At 73.5% G+C, this 11,536-nt stretch carries 13 protein-coding genes; 5 read left to right on the plus strand and 8 right to left on the minus strand.

The window, feature by feature from the left end; genetic code table 11:
• Positions 1-143 precede the first annotated feature (143 nt).
• Positions 144-2,387: an RNA polymerase recycling motor ATPase HelR gene (gene helR / locus ACFVSL_RS13900; RefSeq protein ID WP_386941571.1), complete on the plus strand. Its 2,244-nt coding sequence runs from the start codon at positions 144-146 to the stop codon at positions 2,385-2,387.
• A 36-nt stretch (positions 2,388-2,423) separates the two neighbouring features.
• On the opposite strand, the gene ACFVSL_RS13905 is transcribed toward helR, so the two are convergent.
• Positions 2,424-2,930, minus strand: coding sequence for an O-acetyl-ADP-ribose deacetylase (locus ACFVSL_RS13905; RefSeq protein WP_386941572.1), 507 nt, complete (start codon positions 2,928-2,930; stop codon positions 2,424-2,426).
• Between ACFVSL_RS13905 and rlmN the strand changes: the two genes are divergently transcribed.
• Positions 2,929-4,272 (plus strand): 23S rRNA (adenine(2503)-C(2))-methyltransferase RlmN, encoded by a 1,344-nt coding sequence (gene rlmN / locus ACFVSL_RS13910; protein WP_386941573.1) that lies wholly within the window; start codon positions 2,929-2,931, stop codon positions 4,270-4,272. The genes ACFVSL_RS13905 and rlmN overlap by 2 nt on opposite strands.
• A gap of 33 nt (positions 4,273-4,305) precedes the next feature.
• Here rlmN and ACFVSL_RS13915 read toward each other — a convergent pair whose 3' ends face one another.
• The 6 genes from ACFVSL_RS13915 to fdxA all read right to left on the minus strand — a co-directional run bounded on the left by ACFVSL_RS13915 (position 4,306) and on the right by fdxA (position 8,199).
• The gene (locus ACFVSL_RS13915) at positions 4,306-5,157 is read right to left on the minus strand and encodes an NTP transferase domain-containing protein (RefSeq protein ID WP_386941574.1); all 852 of its coding nucleotides are present in this window, start codon (positions 5,155-5,157) and stop codon (positions 4,306-4,308) included.
• Positions 5,148-6,407 carry a gephyrin-like molybdotransferase Glp gene (gene glp, locus ACFVSL_RS13920; RefSeq protein ID WP_386941575.1) on the minus strand — a complete coding sequence of 420 codons (1,260 nt, stop codon included), beginning with the start codon at positions 6,405-6,407 and terminating at the stop codon, positions 5,148-5,150. Before glp ends, ACFVSL_RS13915 begins: the two co-directional genes overlap by 10 nt.
• A gap of 70 nt (positions 6,408-6,477) precedes the next feature.
• Positions 6,478-6,624, minus strand: coding sequence for a hypothetical protein (locus ACFVSL_RS13925; protein WP_386941576.1), 147 nt, complete (start codon positions 6,622-6,624; stop codon positions 6,478-6,480).
• A 2-nt stretch (positions 6,625-6,626) separates the two neighbouring features.
• The gene (locus tag ACFVSL_RS13930; RefSeq protein WP_386941577.1) at positions 6,627-7,259 is read right to left on the minus strand and encodes a superoxide dismutase; all 633 of its coding nucleotides are present in this window, start codon (positions 7,257-7,259) and stop codon (positions 6,627-6,629) included.
• A 53-nt stretch (positions 7,260-7,312) separates the two neighbouring features.
• Positions 7,313-7,807, minus strand: coding sequence for a flavin reductase family protein (locus tag ACFVSL_RS13935; RefSeq protein ID WP_386941871.1), 495 nt, complete (start codon positions 7,805-7,807; stop codon positions 7,313-7,315).
• A 44-nt stretch (positions 7,808-7,851) separates the two neighbouring features.
• Positions 7,852-8,199 (minus strand): ferredoxin, encoded by a 348-nt coding sequence (fdxA, locus tag ACFVSL_RS13940; protein ID WP_386941578.1) that lies wholly within the window; start codon positions 8,197-8,199, stop codon positions 7,852-7,854.
• 81 nt (positions 8,200-8,280) lie between these two features.
• Here fdxA and soxR point away from each other — a divergent pair, with 81 nt between their 5' ends.
• The 3 genes from soxR (at position 8,281) to ACFVSL_RS13955 (ending at position 10,931) form a co-directional block, all read left to right on the plus strand.
• Entirely contained in the window at positions 8,281-8,844 is a 564-nt protein-coding gene (gene soxR, locus ACFVSL_RS13945) for a redox-sensitive transcriptional activator SoxR (protein ID WP_386941579.1), read from the plus strand.
• A gap of 215 nt (positions 8,845-9,059) precedes the next feature.
• Positions 9,060-9,749 (plus strand): type VI secretion system tube protein Hcp, encoded by a 690-nt coding sequence (locus ACFVSL_RS13950; RefSeq protein ID WP_386941580.1) that lies wholly within the window; start codon positions 9,060-9,062, stop codon positions 9,747-9,749.
• Positions 9,750-10,010: 261 nt separating this feature from the next.
• Positions 10,011-10,931 carry a lytic transglycosylase domain-containing protein gene (locus tag ACFVSL_RS13955; protein WP_386941581.1) on the plus strand — a complete coding sequence of 307 codons (921 nt, stop codon included), beginning with the start codon at positions 10,011-10,013 and terminating at the stop codon, positions 10,929-10,931.
• A gap of 81 nt (positions 10,932-11,012) precedes the next feature.
• On the opposite strand, the gene msrA is transcribed toward ACFVSL_RS13955, so the two are convergent.
• Positions 11,013-11,534 (minus strand): peptide-methionine (S)-S-oxide reductase MsrA, encoded by a 522-nt coding sequence (gene msrA, locus ACFVSL_RS13960; protein ID WP_386941582.1) that lies wholly within the window; start codon positions 11,532-11,534, stop codon positions 11,013-11,015.
• Between the last annotated feature and the right edge of the window lie 2 nt (positions 11,535-11,536).

The following is an 11,536-nucleotide window of genomic DNA, read 5'->3' on the forward strand; positions in this document are numbered from 1 at the left end:
CGGCGGACGACCGCACCGGCTCGGGACATGCGAAAGGCGGGAGAACCTCCCGCCACGTCCATGATATCGCGGGGTGGGGGGCTTGCGGCAAGGGCCCCCGGGAGGCGCATGATTGACGCTTCCGTCGACCTGGAGCTGATCGTTTGACCTCACCGCACGCCACCGCCTTCGCCCTGCCCGAACGACTCGCCGCGAAGGCGGCGCCCGAGCTGATCGCCGACGACGAGCGGCACTTCGCCGCCATCGCCACGAGCCTCGAACGGCAGGTCGCCGAGCTGACCGCTCGGCTCGACGAGCAGCGCAGGGCGCGCGGCGGCGGCGGACAGGCGGCGCTCGAGCGCGACCTCGAGATCCACCGCATCACGGCCCGCCTGCGGCTGCTCCGCCGCTTCGGACTCGACCTCTGCCTCGGGCGGATGGTCGCCGCACCGGACGGCGAGGGCGAGGATCGCTCCACCCGGCCGGTCTACATCGGCCGCCTCGGGCTGAGCGACGGCGACGGAGAACCGCTGCTCATCGACTGGCGCGCCCCGGCGGCCGAACCCTTCTTCGGCGCCACCCACGCCGACCCGATGGGGATCGCCAGCCGGCGCCGCTACCGGTGGACGCGCGGCCGCATCACCGACTACTGGGACGAGGCGTTCACCGCGGACGCCGCGGTCGAAGGTCTTGCGCTCGACGACCAGTCGGCGTTCATCGCGAGCCTCGGCTCGAGTCGCTCGCCCCGCATGCGCGACGTGCTCGGCACGATCCAGTCCGACCAGGACGCGATCATCCGGGCGAGCTCGCGCGGCCAGCTCGTCGTCGACGGGGGGCCCGGCACCGGCAAGACGGTCGTCGCCCTGCACCGCGCGGCGTACCTCCTGTACTCCGATCGCCGGCTCGACGTGCGACGCGGCGGTGTGCTGTTCATCGGGCCGAGTCACGCCTACACCGCCTACGTCGACGACGTGTTGCCGAGCCTCGGCGAGGACGGCGTGCAGATGGCCACCCTGCGCGACCTCGTCGACGAGGGGGCCGAGGCGCTCCCCGAGACCGACCCCGCCGTCGCCAGGCTGAAGTCCTCCGCCGAACTCGTCGACGCCGTCGAGCGCGCCGTCGCGGCGTACGAAGTGCCCCCGCGCGCCGACCTCCTCGTCGAGACCGCGTCGGGCGAGCTCTGGCTCACCGCGGCCGACTGGGCCGAGGCCTTCCAGACGCCCGAGCCCGGCACGAGCCACAACGACGCCCGCGAGGAGGTGTGGGAGACGCTCCTCTCGATCCTCGTCGACCAGCACGAGGACGAGGAGGTGCCCGCCGCCCTGTTGCGGCGCGCCCTCGAGCAGCACGAGGGGCTCGTCAGCACGTTCAACCGGGCCTGGCCGCTGCTCGACCCGGCCGGTGTCGTCGCCGACCTCTGGTCGGTGCCGGCCTACCTGCGGCGATGCGCCCCGGCACTCGCGCCCGAGGAGGTCGACGCCCTGCAGCGTTCCGAGGCCCGCGCCTGGACCACGGCCGACCTGCCGATGCTCGATGCCGCGCACCGACGCATCGGCGACCCGGGGGCGACCCGGCGTCGCCGCAGACGACGACTGGAGGCCGCCGCCGAGCAGGAGCAGCGGGAGCGGGTCAGGGAGGAGCTCGTCGCGGCCGACGACTCGGAGATGGCCATCATGTCGATGCTCGGCGGCCAGGACTTCCGCAACGCCCTCGCCGAGGAGGTCGCAACGCCGCGCACCGATCCCGAGCTCTTGGCCGGCCCCTTCGCCCACGTGATCGTCGACGAGGCGCAGGAGCTCACCGACGCCGAGTGGCGGATGCTGCTCGCCCGTTGCCCCTCGCGGAGCTTCACGATCGTGGGCGACCGCGCCCAGGCGCGGCACGGCTTCGCCGAGTCGTGGCAGGAGCGGCTCGCCCGCATCGGCCTGCCGGACGCCCGGATCGCCTCGCTCGGCATCAACTACCGCACGCCCGAGGAGGTCATGGCGGTCGCCGAACCGGTGATCCGTGCGGCGCTGCCGGATGCCAACGTGCCGACCTCGATCAGGAGCAGCGGGGTGCCGGTGCGCCGCGGCACGCGCGAGGAGCTGCCGGCGATCCTCGAGGGCTGGCTCGCCGAGCACGCCGAGGGCACCGCGTGCGTGATCGGCGACCCCGGGTTCACGGGCACTCCGCGCGTCCGCTCGCTCACGCCCGAGCTCTCGAAGGGGCTCGAGTTCGACCTCGTCGTGCTCGTCGACCCCGAGCGATTCGGCGGGGACGCCGACGCCGGGGCCGGGACGGCGCCCGACGGCATCGCGGCCGCGGTCGACCGCTACGTCGCGATGACCCGCGCGACGCGAGAGCTCGTGATCCTGGTGAACGAGTCAACCGGTGAGGGTCGACCCGGTGGACGGTCGACCCCGTGAACGATCCCGACGAGGCCGCCGGTGAACGCCCGGAGCCTACCGGCGGGACTCCAGCGCCGCCTCGACCCGGTCGAAGATCGCCGCGTCGCGGGCGACGATCGCCGCCCGCTCGACGCGCGTGTCGGCATCCATGATGGTCTCGATCGCGACGGCGATCGCATCGTCGAGCGGCCACCCGTACACGCCCGCGCTCACGAGCGGGAAGGCGATGGTCCGCACCCCGAGCTCGTCGGCGACCGCGAGCGAGCGCCGGTAGCACGAGACGAGGAGCGATCGATCGCGCTCGCCGGCGGCGTGGTTCGGCCCGACGGTGTGGATGACCCAGGTGGCGGGCAGCTCGCCCGACACCGTCCACCCGGCGTCGCCGGTCGCGAGCCCGTACGGGAAGCGGGCGATGCAGTCGCCGAGGATCGCGGGGCCGCCCGCACGGTGGATCGCGCCGTCGACCCCGCCCCCGCCGCGCATGGCGTTGTTCGCGGCGTTGACGATCGCATCGACGCGCTGCTCGGTCAGGTCGCCGTGGACGGCGATGACATCGGCCATGCACTCCAGTGTGGCACCGAGGCATCCATTCGGCGGGGAAGCCGTGGTCCCGGGTCCGGCGCCGGAACGCGGCATCCGGCATTCACTCGGCCGGGCCGCGTACCCTTGGAAGGTGACGAACTCGACCGATCAGACCGCCGCCGACGCGGTGCGCCGCACGAAACCCCGCCAGGTCCGACCTGCGACCGAGGGCTGGGAGCAGAAGAAGGGCCCCGACGGCCGGCCCATGCTGCAGTTCGCCTCGCCGAAGCGCGGCAAGCCGCCCGTGCACCTCGCCGACATCGTGCCCGCCGACCGCAAGGCGCACGTCGCCGAGCTCGGGTTCCCCGGGTACCGGGCCGCACAGCTCGCCACCCACTACTTCGTGCACCACACCAACGACGCCGACGAGATGAGCGACCTGCCGGCCTCCTCCCGCGACGGGCTCGTCGCGGCGGTGCTGCCGCCGCTGCTCACCGAGGTGCGGCGCTTCACGACCGACAACGGCGACACGATCAAGTTCCTGTGGAAGCTGCACGACGGCGCGCTCGTCGAGTCGGTGCTCATGCGCTACCCGGGTCGTATCACCCTGTGCGTCTCGAGCCAGGCCGGCTGCGGCATGAACTGCCCGTTCTGCGCCACCGGCCAGGCCGGGCTCACGCGCAACATGTCGGCCGCCGAGATCGTCGAGCAGGTCGTCATGGCGAACGCGGCACTCGGCCGCGGCGAGCTCGGCGGGCGCAAGAAGGGCGACCACACGCCCGACCGCGTCTCGAACATCGTGTTCATGGGCATGGGCGAGCCGCTCGCCAACTACGCGCGCCTGATGTCGGCGGTGCGCACGATGCTCGCCCCGGCGCCCGACGGCCTCGGCATGTCGGCCCGCGGCATCACCGTGTCGACGGTCGGCCTCGTGCCCGCGATCAGGAAGCTGGCCGACGAAGACCTCCCGGTCACCTTCGCGCTCAGCCTGCACGCGCCCGACGACCAGCTGCGCGACGAGCTCATCCCGGTGAACTCGCGGTGGAAGGTCGACGAGGCGCTCGACGCGGCCCGGGCCTACTTCGACAAGACCGGCCGCCGGGTGTCGATCGAGTACGCACTGATCAAGGACATGAACGACCACGGCTGGCGCGCCGACCTCCTCGCCGAGAAGCTCAACGAGCGCGGCCACGGCTGGGTGCACGTGAACCCGATCCCGCTGAACCCGACGCCGGGCTCGATCTGGACGGCCTCCGAGAAGGACGTGCAGCAGGAGTTCGTGCGTCGCCTCGAGGCGGCGGGCATCCCCACCACGATCCGCGACACCCGCGGCAAGGAGATCGACGGCGCCTGCGGGCAGCTGGCCGCGGCCGACGCCTGAGCCCGCCGACGGCGCGCGCGCCGACGGCCAGCGTCAGCCGGTGTGGTCGGCGATCGCCCGGCGGGCGGCGGCGGCGGCCTCGGCCGGGCTCGCACCGCGCGCGACGGCGAGGCCGACGAGGTAGGTCGTGAGCGGCCCCGCCGGCCGGGTGACGCCGTGCGCCGCCTCGCGGGTGAGGTCGAGCAGCAGGGCGGTCGGCACGTCGGGCTCGCCGAGCCCGAGCGCGGCGGCGAGCTCGGCGACCCAGGTGTCGAGCCCTTCGGGGGTGTCGGTCATGCTCCGATAGTGCTCGATGGCCGGCCAGGTATCAAGGTCGATCGCAGCGCCGTCGGGGTCGGGCAGCGTCGCGATGCGCAGCGGGGCGAGCAGCGCGCGCATCGAGGCCCCGTCGACCGCGGGCAGCGCCGCGATCGCGGCGCGGAGGGCCGCGACGCGGTACCGCCCCGCGAGCCACTGGCTGCGCCCGTCGGCGTCGGAGAGCACGAGCCCGTCGGAGAGCACGAGCCCGTCGGCGTCGCCGGACGGGGCCGGGTCGCCGAGGAGCTCGACGATTCGTGCGGCGCGCGGCAGGTCGCAGGCGAGCAGCCAGGTCTCCCCGTCGGATGCCTCGAGCTCGCCGAGGGCCGCCGCGATCGCCGCGACGGGTCCGCCGAACGGCGGGTCCTCGCGCACGAGCACGACGCCGGAGCGCTCGAGCGCCGGCGGACCCACGAGCACGACCTCGTCGCATCCCTCGACCGCGGCGAGCACGTGGTCGACGAGCGCGCGCCCGTCGACGACGACGGCGGCCTTGTCGGCACCGCCCAGGCGGGAGGCGCGCCCGCCCGCGAGCACGATCGCCGCTCGCGGGCCGCCGGCCGGACGGCGGGCGTCGTTCAGTCGCACAGGAGCACCTCGAGCAGGTCGCCGGGCTCGACGACCACGACCTTGGGCGGCACGACGGCGAACGCCTTCGCGTCGGCGAGCGAGCGCACGCGGTGCGAGCCGCTCGCGCGCCCGGCGACCGGGGCGACGCCGTTGCGCTCGACGATGACGGGCACGACCTGGGTACGGCCCGCTGGCGAGCGCCACCCTGCGGCAGCCGGCAGACGCATCCGGGGCCGGTCGGGCTCGGCGTGCCCGGCCATCGCCCTGAGTGCCGGATGCACGAGCAGCTCGAGCGAGACGGCGACCGCCACCGGGTTGCCGGGCAGACAGAACACGGGCGTGCCGTCGACGACCCCGAAGCCCTGGTGCCGCCCGGGCTGCAGGGCGACCGCGTCGAACCGCACCGAGCCGACGGAGCCGAGCACCGCCCGCACCGGATCGAAGGCGCCGACGGCGGCACCGCCGGTGAGCACCACGGCGTCGACGCCGAGTCGCTCGCCGTCGCGCGCGGTCGCCGCCTCGCCGAGGGTGCGTTCGATCTCCACCCGCAGCGCATCCTCGTCGTCGGGCACGAGGCCTGCGCTCACGACGACCGCGCCCGCCGCGCGCAGGGCCGCGCCGACGAGCACCGAATTCGACTCGGGGATCTGGCCGCGCGCGGGATCGGCCCCGGGTGCGACGAGCTCGGACCCCGTCGAGAGCACGGCGACGCGGGGCATCCGCCTGGCGACGACGTGGTCGTACCCCGCCGAGGCGATCGCCGCGAGCTGCCATGGGCCGAGCTCGCGACCGGCCGCGACCGCGGTGTCGCCGGCCGCGGCATCCTCGCCGGCCTTGCGCACGTTCGCGCCGACGGCCGGTGCACGAGTGACGGTGACCGATGCCGGCGGCGCGCTGCCCGCGAGCGCCCCGGCGAGGCCGAGGTCGGTGTCTTCAAGGGGCACGACGGCGTCGGCCTGCGACGGCAGCGGTGCACCCGTCATGATGCGAACGGCCTCGCCTGGGGCGAGGGGCGGGTCGTCGGGGGAGCCGGCGGCGAGGTCGGCCACGACCCTGAGCGTCGCGCCGGCCTGCGACGCGGCGGCGTGCACCGCGTAGCCGTCCATCGCCGAGTTGTCGAACTGCGGGATGGGCCAGCGCGTCGCGACCGCCTCGGCGAGCACGGCGCCGAGCGCCTCGTCGAGCGGCAGGCGCACCGCGGGCAGCAGCGGGAGCCGCGCGGTGATCCGCTCGCGGTACTCGTCGAGGGGGATGGCGCGGATGCTCATCGCGCGGGTGCTTCCGGCGGGCGGGACATGCCCCCACGGTATCGCCGCGGACGCTCGCGCGAGCGGCGGCTCAGCGCTGCAGCGCGGCGATCACGGCGCCGACCGCGACGAGGGCGATGATCGCGACGAGACCCCAGCGGCGGATCCGCACCGCCAGGAGGGCGTGCGAGAGGCGCCGGCGCGGACGCCGGCGCCGCTTCGCACGCTCAGTGGACATACTCAGACGATACCGGGCACGATGAGGCCGCTCGTCGCCGTGCGGGCGCGCTCGAAGCGGGCGGCGACGTCGGCCCAGTTCACGACCTCCCAGAACGCCTTCACGTAGTCGGCGCGCACGTTCTTGTAGTCGAGGTAGTAGGCGTGCTCCCAGACGTCGAGCTGCAGCAGCGGCGTCACGCCGAGCGGGGCGTTGCCCTGCTGGTCGAAGAGCTGGAAGACGACGGGGCGGGCCCCCACCGAGTCCCACGCGAGCACCGACCAGCCCGAGCCCTGGACGCCGAGCGCCGTCGCACCGAAGTGGGCGCGGAACGCGTCGATCGAACCGAACGCGTCCTCCAGAGCGGCCGCGAGCTCGCCCTCGGGGGCGCCGCCGCCGTCGGGCGACATGTTCTGCCAGAACACGCTGTGGTTGATGTGGCCGCCGAGGTTGAAGGCGAGGTCCTTCTCCAGCTTGTTCACGTTCGCGAGGTCGCCAGTAGCGCGGGCCTCGGCGAGCTGCTCGAGCGCGGTGTTCGCCCCCGTCACGTACGCCTGGTGGTGCTTCGAGTGGTGCAGCTCCATGATCGTCGCCGAGATGTGCGGGGCGAGCGCCGCGTAGTCGTAGGGCAGGTCGGGCAGGGTGTACGTCGACATGTGGATGTCTCCTTCTCGCGGGGTGACCGCGCACGGGTGCGCGCGGCCGTCATTCAGAGTTCGGATGCCTCGGGGTCGAGGCTGAGGAATCGGCGGTCGTGGTACAGGAGCGGGGGAGCCGCGGGGCCCGGCACCACCTCGAGCACCTCGGCGACGACGAGCGTCGAGCTGCCCACCGGCACGAGCTGGAGCGCACGGCACCGGAACGCCGCCCGTGCCTCGGCGAGCACCGGCTCGCCCGTCGGCAGGCGGGTCCAGCCCTGCTCCGTGGTGAAGCGGGGGGCGCCCGAGCGGGCGAACGCCCGGGCGACGTCGACCTGGTGGTCGGCGAGCAGCTGCACGACGAAGGTGTCGGCGCCGAGCAGTGCCCCGGCGGATCCCGTGGCGCGGGTCACCGAGAACGAGAGGACCGGCGGGTCGGCCGCGACCGACGCCAGGCTCGAGGCGGTGAGGCCGACGGGGCCCGTCGCGCTCGCCGCGGAGACGAGGGCGACGCCGGCGGGGTGGACGCGGAACGCGGCCTTGAAGTCCTCGCCCCGTGCGGCGATCGCGGGATCGACCGGTTCGGTGAGCGCGGTGTGCCTCGCGGCGTTCACTCGTGGCCGCCCTGCGGCGCCAGCGCGGCCACGATCGGGTGGTCGTACGGCAGGGCGCCCGTCTTCGCGGCGCCGCCGGGCGAGCCGAGGGGAGCGCGGCCGTCGACGGAGATCTCGAAGAACTCGACGTTCGCCTTGTAGTAGTCGGCCCACTCGTCGGGCAGGTCGTCCTCGTAGTAGATCGCCTCGACGGGACAGACCGGCTCGCACGCCCCGCAGTCGACGCACTCGTCGGGGTGGATGTAGAGGGAGCGCTCGCCCTCGTAGATGCAGTCGACGGGACACTCGTCGATGCACGCCTTGTCCTTGAGGTCGACGCACGGGAGGGCGATCACGTAGGTCACAGGATCACTCCGGGGAAGCAACGCATGCGACCAGCCTAAAACCTCAAGTAGCCTTGAAGTCCAATCGAGGGGAACCACCGCATGACGGAGCACGAGGTCGAGGGCCCGCGCGAGGCATCCGCCGCGCTCGCCGCAGTCGCGACCGGGGCGATCGACCCGGTCGATCCCGCCCAGCCGAAGCACGCTCCAGACGAGCTCCTCACCGTCGGCGAGATGAGCCGGCGGACCGGCGTCGCACCGTCGGCGCTGCGCTTCTACGAGGACCTCGGGCTCATCGCCTCGCAGCGCACGGCCGGCAATCAGCGCCGCTACCCGCGGCACATGCTGCGCCGGGTCTCGCTCGTGGTCGTCGCGAAGCGGCTCGGCATTCCGCTCGGCGACGTGCAGCAGGCCTTCGAGCACGTCCCGCTCGATCGCACGCCGAGCCACGAGGACTGGCAGCGCGCCTCGCGCCGCTGGAAGCGGCGCCTCGAAGAGCGCCGGCTCGGCATCGAGCGGCTCGAGCGCGAGCTCACCGGCTGCATCGGCTGCGGATGCCTCTCGATGAAGGCCTGCGGCCTGCTCAATCCCGATGACGCGCTCGGTGACGGCGGGGCCGGTGCGCGGCGGCTCGACGTGCCCGACGGCGGCGAACCCGTCGGGTGATCCCGCTGCAGAGCCCCGGTTCGGTCCCGCCCGCTTCTCCGTGCTGGCGCAGATGCCGACGCGAGGCGGCGGGTTGAGGATTCCCAGCGAGTGCCCCGGTTCACGCCCGGGCGAGGAGCCCGGGGCCGGGGCGAGTCGAGGGGGATCTCATGGACGGACGACGGAAGCGGCTCATCGCCGCCGGAGCGGCTGCGGCGCTCGCGATCTCGGGAGCGGTGTTCGTCGGCACGCAGCTCGCGACTGCCGCGGAGACGCAGACGCTGGCGGCGTGCGTGGACGCGAAGGGCAAGATGCGAATGGTCGAACCGGCCACGACGTGCGCGAGCGGCGAGCGGATGGTGACCTGGGCGATCGAGGGGCCGCAGGGGCCGGAGGGTCCGGAGGGTCCCGAGGGTCCCGAGGGTCCCGAAGGCCCGCAGGGGCCGCAGGGTGAACCCGGGGACGGCGGTTCGGGCGGCGGCTCGTCAGCGATCGTCGGGTACCTCCAGATCCCGTCGATCCCGGGGGACTCCACCCGCGAGGGGTTCGAGGGCCAGATCGAGATCCGGTCCTTCACGTTCGGCGCGGTGCTCGCCGTGGGCGGCGGCGGTGGCGGCGGCAGCACTGCCGGGCTGCCGACGGTGAACGACGTGCTGGTGTCGAAGTCGACGGATCGCGCGTCCGCGCCCCTGCTGAAGGCGCTCCTCACGGGGGAGCACCTCGCCGCCGCGAAGATCACACTCTGCGGCGACCCCGAGTGCACGGCGGCGGGCCGGTCGGTCTACGACCTGCGCGACCTCTTCGTCAGCAGTGATCAGCATGCCTCGCCTGCCGGCATCGAGCAGCTCAGCCTCGCGTTCGACCGGATGACCTACACCGCCCGCGGATCGACTGTGCAGTGGGACGGTTCCATCGTCAGACAGTGAGGCGCGCGCGGCGCCGAGGTGTCTGATCGTGGCACGATCAGGCATTTCGGCGCCGCTATGACCGCCGGAAACGACGTGGACTGCGACCTTCCGATCAATACCGAACAATGCTCGCTTTCGGAGGGGTTTCACAGGAAGAAGTGAGGTTCCGTCCAGAACCTCTCGGCAGACTGGCCACTTCGCCCGGGCGCCCCCGCGTCCGAGGAACGTCGACCGAAGGTCGGGCCGCGCTCGCGCAGGCCGGCCGCCCATGTGAAAGTCATGCAGAACCAGCCTTCCTCCTCCAACACCCCCGAACTCCCCACCCCCGAAGCCCCCGGCGCCACCAGGCGCGAACGCCGCGCTCGCCGCAGCTGGCGCAAGGGCCCGATCATCGCCGCCGGTGCCGTCGTGGCCGTCGGTGCGCTGGTCGGCTCGGGCTTCGCCCTGCAGTCGGCCGTCGCCGCGCAGAACGAGAGCATCGCCGCGACGGCCGCGCTCAGCGCCGCCACCGACCTGCGGGTCGAACAGCTCGGCTCGCACTCGAACATCCTCGAGGCGCGCGCGGTCAAGGCCGCGGAAGACACCCTCAGCGGCGCGAAGGACACCATCTCCGCAGCCAAGGGCAAGGCCGATGCCACCGAGCTCGCCTCGTCCGTCGCGGCGCTCGAGGACTTCCGGCTCCTCGCGCCCGAGCGCGTGTTCGAGCTCGCCGAGACGACCGCCGCCCACACCGGCACGGTGAAGAAGGCCATCGCGACGGCCGACCGCATCGCGGCCGAGAAGAAGAAGGCCGCCGAGGCCGCCGCCCGCGCCGCGGCCGAGGCCGCCGCAGCCGAGCGCGCCGCCGCGAGCGGGTCGGAGTCGTCGGGCGGTTCGCGTCCGAGCGGCCCCGCCAACCCGAGCGGCGCCCAGGCCATCGCCCGCGACATGCTCGCGGCGCGCGGCTGGGGCGACGACCAGTTCGGATGCCTCGTGGCCCTCTGGGACCGCGAGTCGGGCTGGAACGTCTACGCCGAGAACCCCTCGAGCGGTGCCTACGGCATCCCGCAGGCCCTGCCCGGCTCGAAGATGGGCTCGGCCGGCTCGGATTGGGCGACCAACCCCGCCACGCAGATCGCGTGGGGCCTCGGCTACATCGCCGACCGCTACGGCAGCCCCTGCGGCGCGTGGGACCACTCGGAGTCGAACGGCTGGTACTGATCCCGACCGACCCGTCGCGATGAACGCGAGAAGGGCCGCGGCGGACTTCCGTCTGCCGCGGCCCTTCTGCGTCCGCTCCGGCTACGCCACGGACTCGGCGTCGCGCTTCGGCAGCTTCCAGCCGGGACGCACGAAGTGGCAGGTGTAGCCGTTCGGGTAGCGCTCGAGGTAGTCCTGGTGCTCGGGCTCGGCCTCCCAGAACGGCCCGGCGGGCGACACCTCGGTGGTCGCCGGCCCCGGCCAGAGCCCCGAGGCGTCGACGTCGGCGATCGTGTCGCGCGCGACGCGCTCCTGCTCGTCGCTCGTCGGGAAGATCGCCGACCGGTAGCTCGTGCCGATGTCGTTGCCCTGACGGTTCTTCGTCGACGGGTCGTGGATCTGGAAGAAGAACTCGAGCAGCTCGCGGTAGCTCACCGTCTCGGGGTCGAAGACGATCTCGATCGCCTCGGCGTGCGTGCCGTGGTTGCGGTACGTCGCGTTCGGCACGTCGCCGCCGGTGTAGCCGACCCGCGTGTCGAGCACGCCGGGGCGCTTGCGGATCAGATCCTCCATGCCCCAGAAGCACCCGCCGGCGAGGATGGCGGTCTCGGTACGTGCGCTCATGG

The organism is Agromyces sp. NPDC058064, assembly GCF_042885275.1.
Taxonomy (GTDB): domain Bacteria; phylum Actinomycetota; class Actinomycetes; order Actinomycetales; family Microbacteriaceae; genus Agromyces.

Coding starts and splice junctions, on each gene's coding strand:
- soxR (WP_386941579.1), top strand. CDS start 8,281: ATGACGGAGCACGAGGTCGAGGGCCCGCGCGAGGCATCCGCCGCGCTC.
- ACFVSL_RS13955 (WP_386941581.1), top strand. CDS start 10,011: ATGCAGAACCAGCCTTCCTCCTCCAACACCCCCGAACTCCCCACCCCC.
- ACFVSL_RS13930 (WP_386941577.1), bottom strand. CDS start 7,259: ATGTCGACGTACACCCTGCCCGACCTGCCCTACGACTACGCGGCGCTC.
- ACFVSL_RS13925 (WP_386941576.1), bottom strand. CDS start 6,624: ATGTCCACTGAGCGTGCGAAGCGGCGCCGGCGTCCGCGCCGGCGCCTC.
- ACFVSL_RS13905 (WP_386941572.1), bottom strand. CDS start 2,930: ATGGCCGATGTCATCGCCGTCCACGGCGACCTGACCGAGCAGCGCGTC.
- rlmN (WP_386941573.1), top strand. CDS start 2,929: ATGCACTCCAGTGTGGCACCGAGGCATCCATTCGGCGGGGAAGCCGTG.
- msrA (WP_386941582.1), bottom strand. CDS start 11,534: ATGAGCGCACGTACCGAGACCGCCATCCTCGCCGGCGGGTGCTTCTGG.
- glp (WP_386941575.1), bottom strand. CDS start 6,407: ATGAGCATCCGCGCCATCCCCCTCGACGAGTACCGCGAGCGGATCACC.